Origin of the sequence: Knoellia sp. Soil729 (assembly GCF_001427985.1) — a bacterium.
In the GTDB taxonomy this organism is placed as follows: domain Bacteria; phylum Actinomycetota; class Actinomycetes; order Actinomycetales; family Dermatophilaceae; genus Knoellia.
On sequence record NZ_LMSA01000003.1, the window covers coordinates 317,842 to 340,576 of the forward strand.

Sequence of the window (22,735 nt, forward strand, 5' to 3'; positions counted from 1 at the left end):
CCCAACCCTAGTCGGGTGCGCGAACGGCATACGCCGTCCTTAGACTCTCCCGCGTGACGAAGAAGCAGGAACGGGACCGGGCCCGCCGCCGCTGGGAGAAGCAGCAGGCGGCAGCGGCCGCCAACGCGGACAGGCGCGGGCGCACCACGCGCATCGTGGCCATCGCGGCGACGGTCGCGATCGTCGTGGCGCTCGTGGGCGGGCTCGCCCTCTCGCTGCGGCCCGACAAGCCTGCGAAGCCGCAGCAGACCGCTGCCGGGTGCGCGCAACCGCCACAGCCGCTGGGTACCTCGGCCAAGCTGGAGCTGCCCGACAAGGCGCTGGCCAAGGGGGAGACGTGGACGGCCACCCTGACCACGAACTGCGGGGACATCGTTCTCGACCTCGACGGCGCCAAGGCGCCCCAGGCGGTCTCGTCCTTCATCCAGCTGGCGCGCGCCGACTACTGGATCAACTCCCCCTGCCACCGTCTCGGGGTCGGCGAGGGCTTCAAGCTGCTCCAGTGCGGTGACCCGACCGGCGCCGGCGACGGCTCGCCCGGCTACGGGTTCGGTGTCGAGAACGCCCCGAAGGACGGCAGCTACAAGCGCGGCCAGGTCGCCATGGCGCGCACCTCGGACCCCAAGGCCGGCAACGGTGGCCAGTTCTTCATCATCAACGGCGACACGAGCCTTCCGGACCCAGATGGATACACGGTCTTCGGCACGGTGACCAAGGGTTTGGATATCGTCGACAAGATCGCTGCAGCGGGCGTCCAGCCCGGCGGCGAGTCGGAGACCATCGGTGCCCCCGTGGCACCCATCAGCATCCTTCGGGTTGCAGTGACTGAGAAGAAGGCATAGCCGTGAGCGACGAGACGACGAGCAACATCCCCGTGGACGAGCCCGCGGAGGTCCAGGCCGAGGCGCCTCCGGTCGAGGATTCGGCGACGCCCGCTCCTGAGGTCGAGACGCCTGCCGCTCCGGCACCCGAAGCCCAGGCTCCGGTGGCTCCCACCCCCGCGCCGAAGCCGGCCATCCCCTCACCGGCAGCCCTCGCGTCCAAGATGGCCGCCCGCCCCACCCCTGCAGCAGTGGCGCCGGTCGTGCACGCCCGCTCCGACTCAGCCCAGTTCGGCCGCGTCGACGACGAGGGCCACGTCTTCGTCACGGTGGGCGACGAGGAGCGCGAGGTCGGCTCCTACCCCAACGCCACCCCGGACGAGGCCCTGCAGTACTTCGCCCGGAAGTACGACGAGCTCGCCGCCTCGGCCGACCTCCTCGTGCAGCGTCTGGCCAACCCCGACGTCCAGGCCAAGGAGGTGGCCGACGGCCTGAGCACCCTCAAGGAGCACATCGCCGACGCCCACGTCGTCGGTGACCTCGCCGCCCTCGACGCCACCGTCGCCGGCATCGAGTCCAGCCTGGCGAGCAAGCGCGAGGCCGAGCAGGCCGTCCGTGCCCAGGCCCGTGCGGCCGCCGTAATCGAGCGCGAGGCCATCGTGGCCGAGGCCGAGCAGATCGCCGGCCAGCACCCTGACCAGACGCAGTGGAAGCAGAGCGGCGAGCGGATGCGCACCCTGCTCGACCAGTGGAAGCAGCACCAGCGCTCGGGCACCAAGCTCGACAAGCCGACCGAGAACTCGCTGTGGCAGCGTTTCAGCCACGCCCGCAACCACTTCGACAAGGGGCGCCGCACCTACTTCGCGCAGCTCGACTCCACCCGGGCCGACGCCAAGTCGACCAAGGAGTCGCTCGTCAAGGAGGCCGAAACCCTCTCCACCAGCAAGGACTGGGGCCCTACGGCCCGGGCCTTCAAGAACCTCATGGACCAGTGGCGCCAGGCCGGACGCGCCTCCCGCAGCGAGGACGACGCCCTCTGGGAGAGGTTCAAGGCCGCCCAGGACTCGTTCTTCAACGCCAAGGACGAGGTCTCCGCCGCCGAGGAGGAGGAGTTCCGGGCCAACCTCGCGGTCAAGGAGGAGCTGCTCAAGGAGGCCGAGCAGATCCTGCCCGTGACCGACCTCGAGAAGGCCAAGGCCCAGCTGCGCACCGTCCAGGACAAGTGGGACGCCGCAGGCAAGGTGCCGCGCGCCGACATCGACCGCACCGAGAAGGCGTTCCGCCGCATCGAGACGGCCGTGCGCGAGCAGGACGAGAAGAAGTGGAAGTCCTCCAACCCCGAGGTTGCCGCCCGCGCCAACTCCATGGTGACCCAGCTGCGCAGCTCCATCGAGCAGATCGAGGCCGACCTCGCCAAGGCGACCGCCTCGGGCAACGACAGGAAGGCCAAGGACCTCACCGCCAAGCTCGAGTCGCAGCAGGTGTGGCTCAAGCAGGCCGAGGCCGCCGGCGACGAGTTCGGCGCCTGACCCACTCATCCCTGAGCGCCCGTCCTGTCGCCCCTTGCGCGGTGGGGTGGGCGCTCAGTCGTCCCCTGCCCTGCGCGCGCCGGTTCCGGTGTCACGGAGCCGTTTCCTGTTGGCGCGCTCCGGTCAGGGGCCGAACGCACCCACCCCACCGCACCACGGGTCTCAGTTCTGGGTGATGCGATAGGCGTCGAACACGCCCGCGATGCCGCGCACGCTGCGGATGACGTGGTCGAGGTGGCTCGGGTCACCCATCTCGAAGGTGAACTTCAGGCCGGCCACGCGGTCGCGTGAGGTGTGCACCGACGCACTGAGGATGTTCACGCCGCTCTCGGAGAGCACCCGCGTGACGTCGGACAGGAGCGCAGAACGGTCAAGGGCTTCGACGGCCAGCTGCACGAGGAAGATGCTGTTGGAGGTCGGCGCCCACTCGACCTCGATGATCTTGTCGTCCTGGCTCAGCAGGGACGAGGCGTTGGTGCAGTCCCGGCGGTGCACCGAGACGCCCGCCCCACGCGTGACGAACCCGATGATGTCGTCGCCCGGCACGGGGGTGCAGCAGCGGGCAAGCTTGACCCACACGTCGGAGGTGCCCTTGACGACCACACCTGGGTCACCGGCACGACGCCGGCGGTTGGAGACCGGCCGTGGCATCGTGACCTCGGCGAGGTCGTCGCTGGACTCCTCGCCACCCTGCGCGGCCACCAGACGGGCCACGACGTGCTGGGCGCTGACGTGGCCCTCGCCGATCGCGGCATACAGTCCGTCGATCCCGCTGAGCCGCAGCTCCTCGGCGACACCGGTGAGCGACTCGACCGAGGACAACCGGGCGACCGGCATGTTGCGCTTGCGCATCGCCTTGGCGAGCGACTCCTTGCCGTTGTCGATCATCTCCTCACGCCGCTCGAGGGTGAACCAGTGACGGATCTTGTTGCGGGCGCGAGCGGACTTGACGAAGGACAGCCAGTCACGCGAGGGGCCTGCCCCGTCGGCCTTGGACGTCAGGACCTCGACGGTGTCCCCGTTGTCGAGGCGTGACTCCAGCGGGACCAGGCGCCCGTTGACCTTGGCACCGATGGTGCGGTGACCGACCTCGGTGTGCACGGCATACGCGAAGTCGACGGGAGTCGAGTTGGCCGGCAGCCCGACGAGCTGTCCCTTGGGGGTGAAGACGTAGACCTCGCTGGCGTTGATCTCGAAGCGCAGGGACTCGAGGAACTCCCCCGGGTCGGCGGTCTCCTTCTGCCAGTCGAGGAGCTGTCGCAGCCACGCCATGTCGTTGGCGCCAGTGTTGCTCGTCGACGGGGTCTGCGGCCCGCCCGGCTTCTCCTTGTACTTCCAGTGGGCCGCCACGCCGTACTCGGCCCGGCGGTGCATGGTGTGTGTGCGGATCTGGATCTCGACCGGCTTGCCCTCGGGCCCGATGACGGTCGTGTGCAGCGACTGGTACATGTTGAACTTGGGCGTGGCGATGTAGTCCTTGAAGCGGCCCGGTACCGGGGTCCACCGCGCGTGCATCGCGCCGAGTGCGGCATAGCAGTCGCGCACGGTGTCGACGAGCACCCGCACGGCCACGAGGTCGTAGATGTCCTCGAAGTCGCGACCGCCGACGATCATCTTCTGGTAGACGGAGTAGTAGTGCTTCGGGCGCCCGGTCACCGTCGCCTTGAGCTTGGCCGCGCGCAGGTCCGCCTCGACGCTGGCGCGCACCGTGGCGAGGTACTCCTCACGCGCTGGCGCCCGGTCGGCGACCAGCCGCACGATCTCGTCGTAGACCTTGGGATAGAGGGTCTGGAACGACAGGTCCTCGAGCTCCCACTTGATCGTGTTCATGCCGAGCCGGTGGGCCAGCGGCGCATAGATCTCGAGCGTCTCGCGGGCCTTGCGCTGCGCGGACTCCTTGGAGACGTAGCGCCAGGTGCGGGCGTTGTGCAGCCGGTCGGCCAGCTTGATGACGAGCACGCGGATGTCGCGCGCCATGGCGACGACCATCTTGCGCACGGTCTCGGCCTGCGCCGCCTGGCCGTAGGTCACCTTGTCGAGCTTGGTGACGCCGTCGACGAGCATCGCGATCTCGGCGCCGAAGTCCTTCTCGAGCTGCGGCAGCCGGTAGTCGGTGTCCTCCACCGTGTCGTGCAGGAGCGCGGCGGCGAGCGTCGGCGGCGTCATGCCGAGCTCGGCGAGGATCGTGGTGACGGCGAGCGGATGGGTGATGTAGGCGTCACCGCTCTTGCGCATCTGGCCCTCGTGGGCGCGCTCGGCGACGTCGTAGGCCCGCTCGATGACGGACACGTCGGCCTTGGGGTGCGTGCGCCGGACCGTGGTCAGCAGCGGTTCGAGGACGGGGTGGGCAGAGGGCCGGACGCCACCGAAGCGGGCGATCCGCGCACGCGCCCGGGCGCGCTGTGAGCCCGAGGCCCCGCTGCGCACCGGAATCGGCGTGGTTTCCTCTGGCATGGACGGAGTCTAGTTGTCCTCCGTGGCGCCGACGACATGCAGGGCGTGCACTGCGCGCTCCCCCAGCGCCGCCCGTCCGCCGAGGAACGCCAGCTCCACGATCGTCTCGAACCCGACCACCTCGGCCCCGCAGTCGACGAGCAGGTCCCAGGCGGCGACAGCGGTGCCACCCGTGGCGAGCACGTCATCGACGAGCAGGACCCTCTCCCCCTGCGAGACGGCGTCGGCGTGGACCTCGATCGTCGAGGTGCCGTACTCGAGGTCGTAGCTGCGCCGCACCGTGTCACCGGGAAGCTTGCCCGCCTTGCGCACCGGGATGAACCCGACACCGAGCTCGTGGGCCAGTGCGGCTCCGATGATGAAGCCACGTGCCTCGACACCCGCGACGGCGTCGACCGGCTGCGCCGCTCCCGTATGCCGTGACGCCAGCTCGCGGATCACCGCACCGAACGCTGCACCGTCCGCGAGCAGCGGGGTGATGTCCTTGAAGACGACACCGGGCTTGGGGAAGTCGGGGACGTCCCGAAGCCCACTCGCGACGACGTCGCTGATGCTCACGGGTGCCTACTTGCGGCGCGACTTGGGGGCGCGCTTGGGCTGGTTGCGCGGGCCCGCCTGGGCGTACTTGTGCACCTGGCGCCCGGTGACGGTCGCGGCCTCCTCCTCGTGGGCCATCGGCGTCTCTGCTCCGCGCACCACGCCCTCGTGGTTCCCCACCGGACGCTGGTCGATGGCGGTGCTGCCCGAACCGACCCCGGCCGGGACGGCGACGGCAGCGGCCTCCTTGGCGCGCTTGGCCTGTGACCGCGCCGCCCGCTTCTCGAGGTCCACGACCGCGTCGTCCTTGCTGCGCAGGCTGACGAGGAGCGGCGTCGCGAGGAAGATCGAGGAGTAGGCGCCGATGACGATGCCGACGAAGAGCACCAGTGCGAGGTCAAGGAGCGTGCCCGGACCGAGGAAGATCGCGCCCACGACCAGCACCGCGAGGATCGGCAGGATGCCGATGACCGTGGTGTTGATGGAGCGGACCATGGTCTGGTTCACCGCAAGGTTTGCTGCCTGCGCGAAGCTGAGGCGCCCGTTGGCAAAGGCGTCGTTCGTGTTCTCGCGCACCTTGTCGAAGACGACGACGGTGTCGTAGATCGAGTATCCGAGGACGGTGAGGAAGCCGATCATCGTGGCCGGGGAGACCTCGAAGCCGGTGAACGAGTAGATGCCGACCGTGATGACGAGGTCGTGCGCCAGGGCCAGCAGTGCCGCCGCGGCCATCTTCCAGTTGCGGAAGTAGATCGCGAGCACGACGCCCACGAGCACGAGGAAGATGATCAGGGCCCGAAGTGCCTGCTTGGTGACCGAGTCACCCCAGGACGGACCGATGAAGGTGGAGCTGACCTTGTCGGTGCTCACCTCGAACGCCTTGGCGAGCTCTCCGGCAACCCGGGCGCTCTCGGCGTCGTTGAGACGCTCGGTCTGCACCCGGACGGTGTTGGCGCCGAGCTTGGACACGCGCACGCCTTGGGTGTCATTGGCAGCGCCGAGGGTGTCCCGCGCCTTGAACTCGTAGTCGCTCGGGAGCGACGTGCTGGTGACGCGGAACTCCGAGCCTCCGCTGAACTCGAGGCCGAGGTTGAGCTTGTTGATGCCCAGGCCCGCGATGGCGATCGCCATGAGGACGAGCGAGACGATGTAGAAGGTCTTGCGCTTGGGCACCACCGGGACGGCGCGCCGCCCGGTGTAGAGGTCGTTTCCGAGGTCCGAGAACTTCACGACGCACTCCCTTCGCCGCCCGCGAGGCGGGGCGGGTTCGTCGTGAACCGGCCACGGCCGGCATACGAGGTCTTCTTCACGGCTCCGAGCTTGTCCGGGTCGAGACCCGACATGGGATGCCCGCCGTGGAAGAACGGCCGGCGTGCAAGGAGCGTGACGAGCGGGTGGGTGAAGAAGAAGACGATGAGGATGTCCAGCAGGGTCGTCAGGCCGAGGGTGAACGCGAACCCGCGCACACTGGAGCTGGCGAGGACGTAGAGGACGATGGCGGCGAGGAAGTTGACGCCGTCGGCGATGAGGATCGTCCGCTTGGCGCGGTTCCAGCCGGTGGCGACGGCGCTCTCGAGCGAGCGCCCCTCTCGCAGCTCGTCACGGATGCGTTCGAAGTAGACGATGAACGAGTCCGCGGTGAAGCCGATCGCGACGATGAGGCCCGTGACGCCGGCCATGTCGAGCCGGTAGTTGTGGGACCAGCCGAGGATCGTGATCGCGAGGTAGGTCAACGCACCCGCGGCGACGATCGACGCAATGGTGACGAACCCGAGGAGGCGGTACTGCAGGAGCGAGTAGATCGTCACGAGCAGCAGGCCGACGAGGCCGGCGATGAAGCCGTACTTGAGCTGCTCGCTGCCCAGGGTGGGGCTGATCTGCTCACGGGTCTGCAGGTCGAACGAGATGGGCAGCGCACCGAACTTCAGCTGCTGCGCGAGGTCACGCGCTTCGGTGATGGTGAAGCCACCGGTGATGCTCGCCTTGCCGTTGGGAATGGCCTCGTTGAAGGACGGAGCGACGATGACGCGGGAGTCCAGCGTCGCGGCGAGCTGGTTCTGCGGCGGCTGCAGGCCGACCATCTTGCGGGAGACGTCGGCGTACTGCTTGGTGCCCTCACTGTTGAGGCTGAGCTGGATCTCGACCTGCGAGGTCTGCTGCCCCTGCGGGGTGGTCTGGTAGCCGGCGCTGGCGTCGGAGATCTTGTCACCAGAGACGACGACCGGGCCCAGGATGTACTTGGCGGCGCCGTCGGCGTCACACGTGACCATCGGCTTGTTCTCGTCGTCGACGATGCCCTCGAGTGCGCCGTCCTTGCTGCAGTCCAGGGCCGTGAACTGCGCGGTGAGCTCCGGCGTGATCTGGTCGAGGCTGTAGGGGTCGCCCTTGGCCTGCCCGGCGCCGGAGGTGCTCGCACTGGCGCTGGGGCTGGGGCTCGGTGACGCAGCGGCGGTGGGCGAGGTGGACGTCGATGCGGACGGGGACGGGGACGCCTCCGTGGTGAGCGCCTGCGGGATCGCGGACTTGTTGGTCGGCGACGGGCTGGCCGGATTGGCAGCAGGGACACTGGCAGTCGGGGACGGGCTCGGCGACGCGGAACCGCTCGGGCCCGGGGTGGGCGAGCCGCTCGGCGTGGCCGACGGGCTCGGTTGCGGCGACCCGGCCGCGATCGCGAGGACCGGGCGGAACTGCAGCTGCGACGAACGCCGGATGGCGTCCTCCTGCTGCTTGGTCGGGGTGCCGGGCATGCTGACCACGATGTTGCGGCCGCCCTGGGTGGTGACCTCTGCCCCGGCGACACCACCGGCGTCCACGCGCTGGACGATGATGTCGCGCGCCTGGGTGATCTGGTCGGGCGAGACCGTCGCCCCGCCCGTGACCCGCGGCGCGAGGATGAGCTGGGTGCCACCCTCGAGGTCCAGTCCGAGCTTGGGCGCATAGCTGCCGTTGCTGAACTGGTTGGCGCCGAACAGCAGCGCGATGAGGGCGATCGCCAGCGCGGCCATGCCGGCCAGGGCACGGCGCGCAAAAGTCGCGTGACTCATCTGCGCCATGTCAGCTGGCCTCAGGGGTCGTGTCGGGGGTGTTGACAGACGTGCCCGGGCCGCTCTCGGTCCCGGGCTGCCGCAGTCCCACGGCGCGACGGTCGACGCGCACCTGGACGCCCGGCGCGATCTCGAGCGTCACGGCGACGTCGTCGAGCGCGAGGATCGTGCCGTAGAGACCGGAGGTCAGGACCACCTCGTCACCGACGGCGAGGGCAGCCTGGAACTCCTGCACCTGACGGCCACGCTTGCGCTGGCTGAGGAACAGGAACGCCAGCAGGGCAAGGGGCAGGGCGAGCACAAGGAGATTGCCGACGCCGGCACCGGAATTCATGAAGAGTCCTTCGAGTCTGGATCAGAGCGCCCGCCACACTGCTGGGCACGTCAATGGCCCGGGCAACGCCGGGCCGGGCCAGCATAGGTGACGGGTTCACCCTCGACCAACGCGCGACACCCGGGAGTCGTGCCCGGGCAGGTCTCGTCTCAGTCACGTTCTCGCGTGCGTCCCCGATCAGCCGCCGAGCCGGCCCGGGCCCTCGTGAAGCGGAAGCGGGTCCTGGGTCGCGAGGTCCCGCGGTGGTGGCAGCCCGAGGTGGGACCATGCCTTGGCCGAGGCAGCCCGGCCGCGTGGGGTGCGGACCATGAAGCCCTCACGCACGAGGTAGGGCTCGGCCACGGTCTCCACCGTGTCGCTCTCCTCCCCCACCGCGATGGCCAGGGTTGACAGCCCGACGGGACCGCCGCCGAAGCGCCGGCAGAGGGCGTCGAGCACCGCCCGGTCCAACCGGTCCAGGCCGGCGTCGTCGACGTCGAAGAGCCGCAACGCCTGGTGCGCCGCCTCGAGGTCGACGTGCCCGGATCCGTGGACCTGCGCCCAGTCGCGCACCCGGCGCAGCAACCTGTTGGCGATGCGGGGTGTGCCTCGCGACCGTCCGGCGATCTCGGAGATGCCGGCCTCCTCGGTATCCACGCCGAGCAGCCCGGCGGAGCGCCGAAGGATGGTCGTCAGGTCGTGGGCGTCGTAGTAGTCGAGGTGTCCGGTGAACCCGAACCGGTCGCGCAGCGGTGCGGGCAGCAAACCCGAGCGCGTCGTTGCGCCCACGACGGTGAACGGCGACAGCTCCAACGGGATGGCCGTCGCGCCGGGGCCCTTGCCGACGATGACATCGACCCGGAAGTCCTCCATGGCGAGGTAGAGCATCTCCTCGGCAGCGCGCGACATGCGGTGGATCTCGTCGAGGAAGAGCACCTCGCCCTCGTCGAGGGAGGACAGCACGGCGGCGAGGTCGCCGGCGTGCTGGATCGCCGGGCCGGAGGTGATGCGGATCGGACGCTCGAGCTCGGCCGCGACGATGAGCGCCAGCGTCGTCTTGCCCAGCCCGGGAGGACCGGAAAGCAGGATGTGGTCGGGCACGCTGCCGCGTCGTCGCGCCGCCTCGAGCACGAGGCCCAGCTGGTCACGCACCCGCGCCTGGCCCGGAAACTCGGCCAGCCGCTTGGGGCGCAGGGCTGCTTCGACGACCCGCTCGTCGTCGCTGTCGGCTCCCGCGTCGACGATGCGTGCCGTCGCGTCGAGCGACCCGTCTGAGTAGCGCTCGCCCCGACGGCCGTCGCGGTGCACGTCCTGACCGTCGGCCTCGCTCGCCTCGACGATGTCGGACCGAAAGCCCTTCGCGCTCCCGCCCGGGTCACCGGCGCTCGTGTCTGTCGGCTTCATCGGCAGCGACGTCACCGGCCCAGCTCGCGCAGGGCCATCCGCAACAGTGCTGCCACCGAGGCCTCCGGGTCGGCAGCCCCCGACACCGAGGTCACGGCGTCGGTCGCCTGCTTGGCCGACCATCCCAGCCCCACGAGCGCCTCTGCCACCTGGTCGCGCTTGGCGTCACCGAGGGACGCGGCCGACGGGGTGACGTCGGCACCCGGCGAGCCGGACGGCATACCCACCTTGTCCTTGAGCTCGAGGACAAGACGCTCCGCGCTCTTCTTGCCCACCCCCGGAATCTTGGTGAGCGTCGCGAGGTCGCCGGCGCGCAGCGCCGCGCTGACCTCGTCGGGCGTGAGCACGGACAGCATGGCCAGCGCCAGGCGCGGACCCACCCCCGACACCGTCTGCACCGTCTCGAACATGTCGCGCTCCGAGTCCGAGCCGAAGCCGAAGAGGGTCAACGAGTCCTCGCGCACCACGAGCGTCGTCGAGACGGTGACGTCCTGACCCGTCCGCAGCTCACCCGCCGTGCGCGGGGTCGTGTGGACGAGCATCCCCACGCCACCGACGGCGACGACGACCCGGTCGAGGCCGACTTGCGCGACAGTGCCGGACAACGAGGCGATCATCGGGTTCCTGCCTTGGCGAGGGCCTCGAGGCGGGCGGTCGCGGCGCCGCGCCAGAGGTGGCAGATCGCCAGCGCGAGTGCGTCGGCCGCATCGGCCGGCTTGGGCGGCGAGCTGAGCTTGAGGATCCGCGTGACCATGGCCGTCACCTGGGGCTTGTCGGCACGACCGCTGCCGGTCACCGACGCCTTGACCTCGGTGGGCGTGTGGAACACGACGGGTATGCCGCGCTTGCCCGCCGTGAGCAGGGCGATCGCCGTGGCGTGTGCGGTGTTCATGACCTGGGTGACGTTGGTGTCGGCGAAGACCCGCTCCACCGCCATGACGTCCGGGGTGAACCGGTCCAGCCAGCCGTCGAGCTCACGCTCGAGGAAGATCAGGCGCTGCGAGGGCTCGGCGTCCGAGGGGGTGCGCACCACGCCGACGGCGACCATCGTCGCCCGGCCCGCGCGGCCATCGACCACGCCGAGACCGCACCGGGTGAGCCCGGGGTCCATGCCGAGAACGCGCACGCGCGCCGCCTTCCGTGAGATCCGAACACGTGTTCGGTGCCACGCTACACAGCGTGTCGGAGGGCGACGCGCAGCAACACGCGGGTCAGTCGTCGCCGTCGAGCTGGGCGAGGACGTCGTCGGGGATGTCACCGTTGGCGAACACGTCCTGCACGTCGTCGGAGTCCTCGAGGGCGTCGATGACGCGGATCATCTTCTTCGCCCCGTCGAGGTCGAGCTCGATCTGCAGGTTGGGGACCCACGACGCCTCGGCCGAGTCGTAGTCGATGCCGGCGTCCTGGACGGCCTTGCGCACGGCCACGAAGTCGCTCGCCTCGGAGACGACCTCGTAGGCCTCACCCAGGTCGTTGACCTCATCGGCGCCGGCCTCGAGCACGACCTCCAGGATGCTGTCCTCGGTCAGCTCCTTGCCGCCCTGCTCCTTCGGGACGACGACGACGCCCTTGCGGTCGAAGACGTACGCGACCGAGCCGGGGTCGCCGAGCTGACCACCGTTGCGGGTCAGCGCGGTGCGGACCTCGGCGGCGGCACGGTTGCGGTTGTCGGTGAGGCACTCGATGAGGATCGCGACACCGCCGGGCGCGTAGCCCTCGTAGGTGATCGTCTCCCAGTCGGAGCCACCCGCCGTCGCCCCGGAGCCACGCTTGACCGCGTTGTCGATGTTGTTGTTGGGCACCGAGCTCTTCTTGGCCTTCTGGACCGCGTCGTAGAGCGTCGGGTTGCCGGTGATGTCGCCACCACCCGTGCGCGCCGCCACCTCGATGTTCTTGATCAGCTTGGCGAAGAGCTTGCTGCGCTTGGCGTCGACGACGGCCTTCTTGTGCTTCGTCGTCGCCCATTTGGAGTGGCCGGACAAGGTGTCTCCTCGTGCTGTCGAACGTGCGGGACTCGCGGACGATCCTAAGCCGTATGCCGTGTGGTCCCGTTCTCGGCAATGGGTCGTGGCGTTGGGCGACGGGTCAGGCCCGGCGCACGATGTCGGCGAAGAAGGCGTGGATCCGGTGGTCGCCGGTGACCTCGGGGTGGAAGCTCGTCGCGAGGACGTTGCCCTGCCGGACGGCCACCGGGTGCTGCCCTCCCCCGACGTCGACCGACGCGAGCACCTGGACGTCGTCGCCGACATCCTCGACCCAGGGCGCCCTGATGAAGACGGCGCGCACCGGCTCGGGACCGAGCTCACGGATGCGCAGGTCCTCCTCGAAGGAGTCGACCTGGCGCCCGAACGCGTTGCGGCGCACCGTGATGTCCAGACCACCGAGGGTCTGCTGCTCCCGGTGCCCATCGAGGATCCGGTCGGCCAGCATGATCATCCCTGCGCACGACCCGTAGGCGGGCAGCCCGTCGCGCAGCCGCTCGACGAGGGGGTCGAAGAGGTCGAAGATCCGCACGAGCTTGTCCATCGTCGTCGACTCGCCCCCGGGGATGACGAGGCCGTCGACCGCCGCGAGCTCCCCCGGGCGACGGACGGCGACGGCACGGGCGCCGGCGAGCTCGAGGGCGTGCACGTGCTCGCGCACGTCGCCCTGGACGGCGAGGACTCCGATGGTGGGCTGGGCGGTCACGCCCGGAATCGTACGTCCGGTCCGCCACCGCCCGCCCCGGTGCCCGCCCTAGGGTGGACGCATGATGACACCGCACCCCGGAGACGACACGTCAGCAGACGCCCGCGAGGCCAAGGTCGAGTCCCTGCAGGCGGTGGTGGACCGCGTCGTCTCGTGGCAGGAGGGCGCCACCGAGGGCACCGTGCGCGAGGAGCTCGACAAGGCGCTGCACGAGGCCGGCCTCGACCTCGACGAGCCCACGCGCGAGCGGATCGCCGAGCACGTTCACGAGGGCGGCGAGCACATCGACGTCCGCAGCTTCCTCTCCTAGGAGCCGACGACCACGGGCGACGGTGTGGGCGCCTACCGTTTCCCCGTGCCCATCACCATTCGCCCCCGGCGACCCGAGGACCTGCCCGCCCTCGTCGGCCTGCTCGGCGCGCAGCAGCCCGAGACGTCCTACCCCCAGCGGTGGCCGCTCCCCTACCCGGCCGAGGAGTTTCTCGTCCGCCCCGGCGAGCTCGCGGCCTGGGTCGCCATCGAGGGCCACGACGGCGAGGATGGCGAGGACGAGCAGGACCGTCAGGTCGCCGGCCACGTCTCCGTCACCGACCTCACCGCTGGTCGGATGGCGTCCGAGTGGGTCGAGGCGACCGGACTGCCCGTTCAGGGCCTGGCCGAGGTGTCCGTGCTCTTCGTGGCACGGGCACGCCACGGGCGCGGGATCGGTGGTCTCCTGCTGGACACGGCTCTGGCCGAGATCCGGCGCCGCGACCTGACCCCGATGCTCGACGTGGTCGGCGACGACACCGACGCCGGCCGTTTCTACCGCCGCAGAGGCTGGCGGACCGTGGGGACGGCTCGGCCACCGTGGCTGCCCGACCACCGTCCGGACCTGGCCTTCATGCTTCTGGAGTCTGAGGCACTCGACCGCTGAGTGCGGGCGGAGGACGCCGGAGATGGTCGGCGGCTCCATGCCGCCGACCATCCCCGGGCCTACCTCAGGTGCCTGACCCGCTCACCAGACCCACACGTCGTCGAACCACATCGTCGTGCTGGCCGGCAGGGTCGCTGGTGCCTTGACCGTGAGCACCATGCGAGAGGCTCCGGCAGGTGCGGCCAGGGTCCCGGTGATCTTGCTCACGGACCCGTCGATCTTGCTGACCGAGGTACCGATCTTGCTCACCGCGGAGTCGATCTTGCTGACGACCAGGTCGACCGAGGCGATCTTGCTGACCACCTTGCCCGAGCTGTCGAGGAACGTCGCCGTGATCGACGGTGTCGCGCCGGCTGCGGACATCGCCAGCGAGTAGGTGGAGCCCGCCGTCACACCCAGGGGAGTGCTTGCCCAGCTGCCGCCCGTGAGCCCACCAGTGGTGCCGACCGCCGAGGTGCCGTCGGTCGCGTGCGCCCCAGAGGTGTCGTACGGTGCCGTTCCGCTGGACGACCAGCCGTCGGGTGCCGTCCCACTGGTCGTGGTCTCGTAGGACCCGTTGGTCACGAGGTTGCCCCTGATCTTCACCGCCCTGCTGAGCTCGTTGTCGGTCTCGCTGGACTCCTTGACGGCGTTGCTCGGGTCGACGACGGCCTTGAGCACACGGTCACCCTGGACCCGCTTGGTGTCCCACACCTTCGTCACCGTGACACTCCCGCCTGCGGCGACGTCGACCGGGGCAGTTGTCCCGAGCGAGGTGGCGCCGTCGAACAGCTCCACCACGACTCCGCTGGCGGCGGCACTGCCGGGGTTGGCCACGGCCACCGAGACAGTCGTCTGCTTCCGCTCCGGCTGGGACGCCGTGAGATCGGTTGGCCGCAGGTTCGCCACGGCGTCCGGGCGACCGTCACCCTGCGGGTTGACCGTGAAGTAGAACACCTGACCGGCTTCGAGCAGCTTCGGCGCCGAGGTGTTGGCTGCCGTCTGCGGAACCCCGCGGGCCGCGAGCGCGGCGTTGCGGGCGGCATATTCGGAGTGCAGGTAGTCACCCTTGCGGAACAGCTCGCCCGCCTGGGTCCGCCACTGCTTCATCCGGGAGAAGTCCGAGCTCCACGCTGCCGACGGAGTGGTGCGGCCCGCGGCGGACTCGTCGGTCAGCCGGGTGCGCAGCGCGTCCTGCGCCCCGATGAGGTACTCGGCGGTGTGCCCGCGCTGCAGCTGGTCCTGGTCCTCGACCTCGTAGGGGCGGTAGGACATGGCGTACGTCGTCGGCGCTGCGGAGACGTCGTACATCCAACCGAGTCCCTGCCAGTAGCACTCCCACTGGCCTTCCTTGGCGTCACCCTTCGGGCACCGGTCGACGCCGTACGAACCGTCGTGCGGGTGGCTGAGGCCGAGGTTGTGCGCGGCCTCGTGCTCGATGGTGTAGCTGAAGCCGCCGCCACTGTCCTGCGTCGGCAGCGAGGTGTCGGTCATCGAGCGCTTCGACCCGGGGGCGTCGCCGGGCTGCACACCCGGGTAGTGCGACGAACTCGACTTGAAGCGGTCGTTGACGTTGTTCATGACGCCCCACGCCTCACCGTCCGCCGTACCCACGGCGATGCCGCCGACGATCGCGGGCAGGGCCCAGGTGAACGCCTTCTCGAAGACGACGTTGATGGCCGGGATGGTGTTGACTCCCTCGACATGGTCGGCGATGCCGTCCGGGTGGGCGTCGATGAAGTCGCGGAAGGACTCGTGCGAGACCGCTCCGTCATAGCCGGGGCCGATGCCCGACCCTGTCGCCTTGGCCTTCTCGAGGGCCTCCTGCACGGCCGTGAGGTCGACGGTCTTGTCGCCATAGGTCGCGTGCTCATGGGTCCCGTCGTGCAGCGGCTCCGGGACCTGCGTCGCCCCGTCCTTGGTCTGGACGTGGTGCGCGGGGGCCGGCAGGTCCTCGTACTTGGGAGAGGTGTCCAGGGTCTCACCGGTGGGCTGGTTGTTCGTCGGGTCGTAGAGGGGAATCGACTCGTCCTTGCGTCCCACCCAGCGTGCGTACGGCGTCGCCGAGGAGAGCCAGCGCAGGGTGTCGTCCTGCTGCCTGCCGCCCGAGACGTCCCCGATCTTGTAGAGCTTGTCCATGTTCGTCCACCAGGTGCCGTAGTACGGCGCATTGGTGAGCTGGCCGTTGACCCACTGGGGGCGCGAGTAGAAGTCGGTCCAGTTGGACACCGCGAGCCAGTAGGTGTCGCCGCGCGGGATGGGCCGGTAGAGGAACCCCGCGGTCGAGCGGAAGAACAGTCCGTACGCCACGTCCCTGGCCAGGCGGGGCATCAGCCGGCAGGGGGTGCTGTTGTTGTAGGGCAGGTCCATGCCCGCGATCGGCGTGCCGTCGGTGGCACAGCTGTCGCCCTGCTGTCGCCACAGCGGGTCGGAGGCGTACTGCCACACAGGTGGGTCGCCGTGCGGGTAGTCGCTGGACATGCCCAGGCCCTTGCCTGCCCAGGTCGCGGCCTCGTAGTCGTTGGGCGCCGCGCCGAGGTCGACGAAGTGGAAGCGGTAGCGACCTCCCCAGGTACGGGCGTAGTCGACGCCGTCCCAGTCACCGGTGTCCGGGTCGGTGATCCGCCACGAGCCACCGTCCTTGACGGACTTGGGGATGATCGCACCGTCGACGACCTTGTCGGTCCCGTAGGTGTGGTACGCGTTGGGCCGGAAGAAGTCCTTGGCGTAGGCCGGGGTGAAGGTGTCGAGGAACAGGTACGACGACCCCTGGTTCGGGCCCTGGGGCATCCGGTCGAGGTTGAGGCCGTTCTTGTCGTAGTAGGGGTCGTGGTACGCGCCCTGGTCGGGGTTGACGACCGAGGGGCTCGAACAGGCACCCGTCTCGAGGTTGGTGAAAGCGCAGGCCCACTTCGCGTCGTGACGGGAGCTGAAGATCCAGTCCTCCACCGCGTAGGCGTCGACGAGGTCGGTCTTCGTCGGGTCGGTGACCTTGTATGCCGGGTCGCCGCCCTTCGCGAGGAGACGGTGCTGGCCGAACGTTGCGTCGTACTTCACCTGGTTCGCGGTGCGCGCGCTCCCTGCTCCTGCGTGGTAGGTCTGCGCGGGCGCCGTCGCCGTCTTCGCGACCTGGAAGAGAGCCTTGGCGTACTCGTCGGTGGCCGCGAGGACGTTGATCTTGTAGTTGTAGGTGATGCCCTCGAAGTAGGGCGTCCCGTCGAACTGGTCCTTGTTCCAGTTCAGCAGGCTCGCGCCCACCTGGGTCGTCTCACCGGAGGCCGTGGTCTTGGTGGCAACCGTCGGCCGGTACTTCTCCGGGGTCCACTGCTTGAGCTCGGCGACCTCCGCGGCACTGGGGCGCCGACCGACGAACACGATGTTGAGGGGGTAGTCGACGACGAGCTCGTCCTCGACCGCACTCCGATCCTCGGGGTACTTCATCCCGGTCGGCACCGCGGACGAGGTCAGGGTGCCGGTCCCGGTGTAGCTCGAGCCGGCGGCGGCGTAGGGCACCACCCGCACGGTGTAGGACCCGGGTGCGAGCGCTCCGAGGTCGACCGACTCGCTCGTCGTGCTTCCGGCAGCGCTCGACCCGATCTGCCGACCCGAGGCGTCGTCCACGTAGAGGTCGTAGTCGTCGGACGACGACGCCCAGCGGATGGCGATCTCGACCCCACCCTCGTGGCTGCCCCAGTAGTCGGCCGGGACGTCGAGCTTGAGGGAATGGGTGTCGCACGTGGTACTCGTGCACGTCTCGGGGGTGAGGACGGCGCCGCTGTAGGGACCGCCCGTCCACGTGACGGTGCTCTTGTCTCCGCTGGCCGGTGGACCCAGGGTCGTCGTCCCTGGTGTCGAGGCTGAGGCCGAGCCGGTCGCGGCCGGGCCGGCGATCACGACTGCTGCGGCGGCGAGGGCCGTGGCCCTGCTGGTGATGGAACGCATGGGACAACCTCCACTGACGTGGCGCGCCGGGGTGTGCTCGCCCGGGTCAAGCAAACGCCCTGACGGATCGTCGCCGAACGTGCAAGAACTACCTATATTCTCGTCACGTGGCCGGTCAGACCCTCAGGAACCAGCGCCGGCAGTCGACTCCCGACACCCGGCGACGGGTGTCGTCGCGCTCCGCGCTCGCATCGTTCGCGCGCTCGGTCTCACCGGCCCTCGCGCCGATCCTGCGCGAGGCAGAGGCCCTGGGCCTACGTGGTGACACGAGGGCGGGACTGGACCTCCTCATGACGACCGCGGCGAGTCTGCCGCCCTCGTCCCCGGACGACGACTGCGTCGCCATCGGGGAGCTGGCCGTGGTCGTGAGCGCCTGGGGCAGCGAGCTGATCGATGCCCATCCCTTCCTCGAGTCGCTGGCCGAGCGCGTCGAGGCGCCGAATGCCCGAGGAGCCCTGCTCTTCACCCGGGGACGCGCGGGGACGGCTGCCGAGACACCCGAGATCCTGCAGCGAGCTCTGGCCGAGTTCCGGCTGGCCGGCGACATCCGCGGGCAGGCCGTCACCCTCGGGGAGCTGTGCTGGCCGCGGGAGGACGGGCTGAGCGGTGACTACCGCGTGACGGTGGGGCGCGAGGGCCTGGCTCTCGCACGACGCACGGGTGACACGTGGGCGGTTGCCTTCTGCGCAGGACGGCTGGCCGGCTGTGAGACCTACCTCGACCGCCCCGAGGCTCTCGAGCACTGGCGAGAGGCGGCCGAGGCGCTCCCCTCGAGCCCAGATGCCGCCACCGCCGAGATCGCCAGCCTCAACCAGTTCAACTGGGCACACACGGCATACGGCCACGGCGCGTACGCCCTGGCGTCGCGGGTCGCGCGCGAAGGCAAGCTCCTGGCCCACGGAGCGACCTGGGCACGCAAGTTCGCAGCGGTGGAGGCGCTGGTCCAGTGGCGCACCGGCGACCTCGACGCCGCGGTCGCGTCGGCGAGGGTGGCGCGGTCGGGACGTCCGCACATGGCGACGGGGATGGGGGGCATCGTGCTGGCGGCCGTGGCCCTCGAACGCGAGGGCCGCCCGGACCCCAGGATCCTCGATGAGTCCCTCAGACACATCGAGTTCGACGAGCAGATGCTGTGGCTGGGCCTGACGGTCCGGGCCACCCAACGCGTCGCCAGGCAGGAGCCGTTCCCGCTGCGCGACCTCGGACAGTCGCTGGACCAGGCGCGGGGCATGGGCGTCCGGTTCGGGTGGGAGGACCTCGTCCTCGTCCTCGCACAGCACGACCCCACCGAGGCCCGCGAGGTCCTCCGGACCATGGGTGACCTCTGGCCGGTCAACCCCCGGGGGGCCGCCGTACGCCTCGCCGTCGACGGACTGGTCTCCGGCGCGCAGGGCTACGACCTGCTGCTCGAGGCGGCCGAGCGTTTTGCCGCCCTTCCGGAACCGGTGACGGTGGGTCAGCTCCTGCACGCCGCCGCCGGTGTGGCACCCGACGCGCTCACCGGCAACCAGCTGCGCCGCAGGGCCCTCGAGCTCTTCCAGACCCACGGCGCAGAGCGCTCCCTGGCCGCCGTCCTGCGCGACCGCAGCCTGCACCGGGGCCGTGACCTGCCGATGGTCCCATCGAGCCAGCGGCTGGTCTCCACGGCCGGGTTGACGGCCCGCGAGCGAGAGGTCGCCACGTTGGCGGCCCAGGGACTCACCGCGCAGGAGATCGCGGACCATCTCCACATCTCCATCGGCACCGCCCGCAACCATGTGCTGCGGGTCCGCGACAAGTTCGGGGGCGTGCCGAAGCGCAAGCTCGCCCAGATCCTCGCCGGCGACGCCTGATGCAGGCCACGCCCGACGCCACTCCTCCGGATGAGAGAGTCGACCCATGAGCGAGCCCGCACGCGTGGACCCGGTTCCCGCCCTGTCCGACAAGGCCCGAAGTCTCGACATCGAGCACCGCGCGACCGACCGGCGCGATGCTTTCGTCCTGCCCGAGGGCGTCATCTACCTCGACGGCAACTCGCTGGGTGCCCTGTCCGTGGCCGCGCGGGAGGCCGCCTCTGACGCCGTGACGCGCCAGTGGGGCGAGCAGCTCATCACCGCCTGGAACGAGTCCGCCTGGTGGACCGCGCCGGAGCGGGTGGGCGACCGCATCGCCGGGCTCGTGGGTGCGCCCGCAGGCTCGGTCGTCGTCGGCGACTCGACGACGGTCAGCCTCTACAAAGCGGTGCATGCCGCCGCTCGGCTGCGCCCGGGCCGCACCGTCGTCCTCACGGATCCGGACTCCTTCCCCACCGACGTGCACGTCACCCGCGGCGTCTGCGACCAGCTGGGGCTGACCCTCGAGCTCGTCGCCCCCGACGACGCCGTGATCCGGTTGGAGGGTTCGGACGACGTTGTCCTCGCTTCCTACTCGCACGTGGACTACCGCACCGGGGCGCTCTGGGACCTCGCCGCGATCACGGCGGCGGCGCACACCGCGGGCGCACTCGCGTGCTGGGACCTGTGCCACTCCGCCGGAGTCGTCGAGGTGGGACTGGCCGACGGGGGTGCGGACTTCGCTGTGGGCTGCGGCTACAAGTACCTCAGCGGCGGGCCCGGCGCCCCGGCGTTCCTCTTCGTCGCGCCGGAGCACCTCGCCGGCTTCACCAACCCGATCCTGGGCTGGAACGGGCACGCGACTCCCTTCGCCATGTCGCCCGACCACGTCCCCGCCGAGGGCATCACCCGCGCCCGGGTCGGCACTCCCCCGGTGCTCGGGATCGCCACACTCGAAGGTGCGCTCACGGCATACGACGGTCTGGAGGTCGTCGACGTCAGGCGACGTTCGCTCTCGCTCACTGGATTCTTCGTCGAGTGCCTCGACGTGCTCGGCGTCGACCTCCCCGTGGTCACCCCGCGCAGTGAGGCGCGGGGCTCCCAGGTCAGCCTGCGTCACCCCGATGCGTATGCCGTGGTGCAGGCTCTCATCGCACGCGGAGTCATCGGGGACTTCCGCGAGAGCGACATCGTGCGGCTCGGCTTCGCGCCGCTCTACCTGTCGCACGAGGATGCGTTGGCCGCCGCCATCCACCTCCACGCGGTCGTCACGGGGCGCGAGTTCGAACGTGACGAGTTCCGCTCGCGCGCGACAGTGACCTGACGAGGGACAATGGCTCAGATGGAACGCATGGTCGCCGTGCAGGAGGTGCGCTGATGGGACGGGTCACCGCACGGCACAAGGTCGTCCGCATCGACCTGGATGGGGATGCCTCGCGCTCCATCGACACGGTCGCCTGCGAGGAGCCGCTGGAGATCCGGGTCAATGGCGAGACCTTCACGGTGACGATGCGCACCCCTGGCCAGGACGTGGACCTCGCGCACGGACTGCTGCGGGCCGAGGGTGTCATCGCGCGCAGGGAGGACGTCGTGTCGGCGCGCTTCTGCTCCGACCTCGACAGCCTCAACGTCGTGAACTTCGAGGTGCCCGCAGGCGGTGCGGGGCGTGCTGTGACGTCCACCCGCAACCTCGCCTCCCTCGGGGGCTGCGGGCTGTGCGGCACCACCGCGGTGGAGGCCATCGAGGCGGTCGTGACTCACCGGCCGCCCGAGGTGCTCTGGGAGGCAGACCGGATCGCGGCATCCCTGGGCGAGCTGCACTCACGACAGGCCGTGTTCGCCAAGACCGGTGGGGTGCACGGAGCAGGTCTCGTGCCCGTGGGTGGCAGCAGCCTGGCGATCGTCCGTGAGGACATCGGACGCCACAACGCCGTCGACAAGGTGCTGGGCTCGGCCCTCGTCACGGGTGTCGAGACCTCCGGTGGGCTGCTCGTCGTGTCGAGCCGAGCCAGCTTCGAGATCGTGCAGAAGGCCGCCGTGTCGGGCATCGCGGTGCTCGCCTGCGTCTCCGCGCCGTCGTCGCTGGCGATCGAGGCCGCGGACCGGCTCGGGGTGACGCTGGTGGCCTTTGCCCGCGGCCGCCGGATGAACGCCTACACGCACAGCCACCGCATCCCCCACTGACCTGCGCCAGTCGCCGGGCGCCCTTATGGCTCTACGCCGGTGGCCACGTTCTGCGCCGGTCGCGTCATCGGCGCAGAACGTGGTGACCGCCGGTCGCATGCGGACGCCGGTCACCACGATGACCGCCGGTCGCGGCGCCGACGCCGAGGTGCGAACGTGGGTCCGCCTCCTCAGGTGGTTCGGTCGGTCACCAACCGCGCTCGGAGAGGCGGTGGGGCTCGGGGATCTCGTCCACGTTGATGCCGACCATGGCCTCACCCAGGCCGCGCGAGACCTTGGCGATGACGTCGGGGTCGTCGAAGAAGGTGGTCGCCTTGACGATGGCCTCGGCGCGCTGCTCCGGGTTGCCCGACTTGAAGATGCCGGAGCCCACGAAGACACCCTCGGCGCCGAGCTGCATCATCATCGCGGCGTCGGCCGGGGTGGCGATGCCACCGGCGGTGAAGAGCACGACGGGCAGCTTGCCTGCCTGCGCGACCTCCTTGACGAGCTCGAACGGGGCCTGCAGCTCCTTGGCGGCGACATAGAGCTCGTCCTCGGGCAGGCCCTGGAGCCTGCGGAGCTGCTGGCGGATCTGGCGCATGTGCGTGGTGGCGTTGGAGACGTCACCCGTGCCGGCCTCACCCTTGGAGCGGATCATCGCGGCGCCCTCGGTGATGCGGCGCAGCGCCTCGCCGAGGTTGGTCGCGCCGCAGACGAAGGGCACGGTGAAGTTCCACTTGTCGATGTGGTTGGCGTAGTCGGCGGGGGTGAGGACCTCGGACTCGTCGATGTAGTCGACGCCGAGCGACTGGAGCACCTGGGCCTCGACGAAGTGGCCGATGCGTGCCTTGGCCATGACCGGGATCGAGACGGCCTCGATGATGCCGTCGATCATGTCGGGGTCGGACATGCGCGAGACGCCGCCCTGGGCGCGGATGTCGGCGGGAACCCGCTCGAGCGCCATGACGGCCACGGCGCCGGCGTCCTCGGCGATCTTGGCCTGCTCGGCGTTGACGACGTCCATGATGACCCCGCCCTTGAGCATCTCGGCCATGCCGCGCTTCACCCGGGTCGTTCCGGTGTTGGTGGTGGACTCGGGCGTGGCGGGGGCGGTGGTGTCACTCATACACG

19 protein-coding genes are annotated in these 22,735 nt (G+C 70.0%); 7 read left to right on the plus strand and 12 right to left on the minus strand.

Translation table 11 applies throughout. The features are described from left to right. Positions 1 to 53: 53 nt before the first annotated feature. Complete coding sequence (locus ASG74_RS13300) at positions 54 to 842, plus strand: peptidylprolyl isomerase (protein WP_056144377.1); 789 nt, start codon at positions 54 to 56, stop codon at positions 840 to 842. A 2-nt stretch (positions 843 to 844) separates the two neighbouring features. Next, a complete protein-coding gene (locus ASG74_RS13305) occupies positions 845 to 2,350 on the plus strand; it encodes a DUF349 domain-containing protein (RefSeq protein WP_082569739.1) in 1,506 nt (501 codons plus the stop codon). A gap of 162 nt (positions 2,351 to 2,512) precedes the next feature. Here the strand turns inward: ASG74_RS13305 and ASG74_RS13310 are convergent, their stop codons facing one another. The 10 genes from ASG74_RS13310 to pdxT all read right to left on the minus strand — a co-directional run bounded on the left by ASG74_RS13310 (position 2,513) and on the right by pdxT (position 12,790). After that, entirely contained in the window at positions 2,513 to 4,804 is a 2,292-nt protein-coding gene (locus tag ASG74_RS13310) for a RelA/SpoT family protein (protein WP_056144380.1), read from the minus strand. 9 nt (positions 4,805 to 4,813) lie between these two features. Continuing rightward, positions 4,814 to 5,362 (minus strand): adenine phosphoribosyltransferase, encoded by a 549-nt coding sequence (locus tag ASG74_RS13315; protein ID WP_056144382.1) that lies wholly within the window; start codon positions 5,360 to 5,362, stop codon positions 4,814 to 4,816. 6 nt (positions 5,363 to 5,368) lie between these two features. Next, complete coding sequence (gene secF, locus ASG74_RS13320; RefSeq protein WP_056144385.1) at positions 5,369 to 6,571, minus strand: protein translocase subunit SecF; 1,203 nt, start codon at positions 6,569 to 6,571, stop codon at positions 5,369 to 5,371. Further along, the gene (gene secD / locus ASG74_RS13325) at positions 6,568 to 8,385 is read right to left on the minus strand and encodes a protein translocase subunit SecD (protein ID WP_235498962.1); all 1,818 of its coding nucleotides are present in this window, start codon (positions 8,383 to 8,385) and stop codon (positions 6,568 to 6,570) included. Before secD ends, secF begins: the two co-directional genes overlap by 4 nt. 10 nt (positions 8,386 to 8,395) lie before the next feature. Beyond that, on the minus strand, positions 8,396 to 8,719 hold the full coding sequence (gene yajC, locus ASG74_RS13330; RefSeq protein WP_056144392.1) for a preprotein translocase subunit YajC: 324 nt from the start codon (positions 8,717 to 8,719) through the stop codon (positions 8,396 to 8,398). 177 nt (positions 8,720 to 8,896) lie between these two features. Beyond that, a complete protein-coding gene (gene ruvB, locus ASG74_RS13335; protein WP_235498985.1) occupies positions 8,897 to 10,102 on the minus strand; it encodes a Holliday junction branch migration DNA helicase RuvB in 1,206 nt (401 codons plus the stop codon). Positions 10,103 to 10,113: 11 nt separating this feature from the next. Next, positions 10,114 to 10,719 (minus strand): Holliday junction branch migration protein RuvA, encoded by a 606-nt coding sequence (ruvA, locus tag ASG74_RS13340; protein ID WP_056144395.1) that lies wholly within the window; start codon positions 10,717 to 10,719, stop codon positions 10,114 to 10,116. Further along, entirely contained in the window at positions 10,716 to 11,228 is a 513-nt protein-coding gene (gene ruvC, locus ASG74_RS13345) for a crossover junction endodeoxyribonuclease RuvC (RefSeq protein ID WP_056144398.1), read from the minus strand. The genes ruvA and ruvC overlap by 4 nt, the downstream gene beginning before the upstream one ends. An 85-nt stretch (positions 11,229 to 11,313) precedes the next feature. Further along, positions 11,314 to 12,084: a YebC/PmpR family DNA-binding transcriptional regulator gene (locus tag ASG74_RS13350; protein WP_056144401.1), complete on the minus strand. Its 771-nt coding sequence runs from the start codon at positions 12,082 to 12,084 to the stop codon at positions 11,314 to 11,316. A 103-nt stretch (positions 12,085 to 12,187) separates the two neighbouring features. Continuing rightward, on the minus strand, positions 12,188 to 12,790 hold the full coding sequence (gene pdxT / locus ASG74_RS13355; RefSeq protein WP_056144404.1) for a pyridoxal 5'-phosphate synthase glutaminase subunit PdxT: 603 nt from the start codon (positions 12,788 to 12,790) through the stop codon (positions 12,188 to 12,190). 61 nt (positions 12,791 to 12,851) lie between these two features. Here pdxT and ASG74_RS13360 point away from each other — a divergent pair, with 61 nt between their 5' ends. Both ASG74_RS13360 and ASG74_RS13365 read left to right on the plus strand, forming a co-directional pair. Further along, positions 12,852 to 13,100 (plus strand): hypothetical protein, encoded by a 249-nt coding sequence (locus tag ASG74_RS13360; RefSeq protein ID WP_200942609.1) that lies wholly within the window; start codon positions 12,852 to 12,854, stop codon positions 13,098 to 13,100. A 45-nt stretch (positions 13,101 to 13,145) separates the two neighbouring features. After that, on the plus strand, positions 13,146 to 13,706 hold the full coding sequence (locus tag ASG74_RS13365; RefSeq protein WP_056144808.1) for a GNAT family N-acetyltransferase: 561 nt from the start codon (positions 13,146 to 13,148) through the stop codon (positions 13,704 to 13,706). A gap of 81 nt (positions 13,707 to 13,787) precedes the next feature. On the opposite strand, the gene ASG74_RS13370 is transcribed toward ASG74_RS13365, so the two are convergent. Next, the gene (locus tag ASG74_RS13370) at positions 13,788 to 17,627 is read right to left on the minus strand and encodes a CARDB domain-containing protein (RefSeq protein WP_056144407.1); all 3,840 of its coding nucleotides are present in this window, start codon (positions 17,625 to 17,627) and stop codon (positions 13,788 to 13,790) included. A gap of 107 nt (positions 17,628 to 17,734) precedes the next feature. Between ASG74_RS13370 and ASG74_RS13375 the strand changes: the two genes are divergently transcribed. Genes ASG74_RS13375 through fdhD form a run of 3 tightly spaced genes read left to right on the plus strand, consistent with a single transcriptional unit; the run spans position 17,735 to position 21,622 of the window. Beyond that, positions 17,735 to 19,459: a helix-turn-helix transcriptional regulator gene (locus ASG74_RS13375; protein WP_056144410.1), complete on the plus strand. Its 1,725-nt coding sequence runs from the start codon at positions 17,735 to 17,737 to the stop codon at positions 19,457 to 19,459. A 46-nt stretch (positions 19,460 to 19,505) separates the two neighbouring features. Next, the gene (locus ASG74_RS13380) at positions 19,506 to 20,762 is read left to right on the plus strand and encodes a kynureninase (RefSeq protein ID WP_056144412.1); all 1,257 of its coding nucleotides are present in this window, start codon (positions 19,506 to 19,508) and stop codon (positions 20,760 to 20,762) included. Between the two features lie 53 nt (positions 20,763 to 20,815). Continuing rightward, complete coding sequence (gene fdhD, locus ASG74_RS13385) at positions 20,816 to 21,622, plus strand: formate dehydrogenase accessory sulfurtransferase FdhD (protein WP_056144415.1); 807 nt, start codon at positions 20,816 to 20,818, stop codon at positions 21,620 to 21,622. Between the two features lie 187 nt (positions 21,623 to 21,809). Here the strand turns inward: fdhD and pdxS are convergent, their stop codons facing one another. Next, on the minus strand, positions 21,810 to 22,730 hold the full coding sequence (pdxS, locus tag ASG74_RS13390; protein WP_056144418.1) for a pyridoxal 5'-phosphate synthase lyase subunit PdxS: 921 nt from the start codon (positions 22,728 to 22,730) through the stop codon (positions 21,810 to 21,812). Between the last annotated feature and the right edge of the window lie 5 nt (positions 22,731 to 22,735).

Bases quoted from the DNA above. Each gene is read 5' to 3' on its own strand.
- pdxS (WP_056144418.1), bottom strand. From the start codon at position 22,730: ATGAGTGACACCACCGCCCCCGCCACGCCCGAGTCCACCACCAACACC.
- secD (WP_235498962.1), bottom strand. From the start codon at position 8,385: ATGAGTCACGCGACTTTTGCGCGCCGTGCCCTGGCCGGCATGGCCGCG.
- ASG74_RS13360 (WP_200942609.1), top strand. From the start codon at position 12,852: ATGATGACACCGCACCCCGGAGACGACACGTCAGCAGACGCCCGCGAG.
- ruvB (WP_235498985.1), bottom strand. From the start codon at position 10,102: ATGAAGCCGACAGACACGAGCGCCGGTGACCCGGGCGGGAGCGCGAAG.
- ASG74_RS13380 (WP_056144412.1), top strand. From the start codon at position 19,506: ATGAGCGAGCCCGCACGCGTGGACCCGGTTCCCGCCCTGTCCGACAAG.
- ruvA (WP_056144395.1), bottom strand. From the start codon at position 10,719: ATGATCGCCTCGTTGTCCGGCACTGTCGCGCAAGTCGGCCTCGACCGG.
- ASG74_RS13310 (WP_056144380.1), bottom strand. From the start codon at position 4,804: ATGCCAGAGGAAACCACGCCGATTCCGGTGCGCAGCGGGGCCTCGGGC.
- fdhD (WP_056144415.1), top strand. From the start codon at position 20,816: ATGGGACGGGTCACCGCACGGCACAAGGTCGTCCGCATCGACCTGGAT.
- yajC (WP_056144392.1), bottom strand. From the start codon at position 8,719: ATGAATTCCGGTGCCGGCGTCGGCAATCTCCTTGTGCTCGCCCTGCCC.
- ASG74_RS13370 (WP_056144407.1), bottom strand. From the start codon at position 17,627: ATGCGTTCCATCACCAGCAGGGCCACGGCCCTCGCCGCCGCAGCAGTC.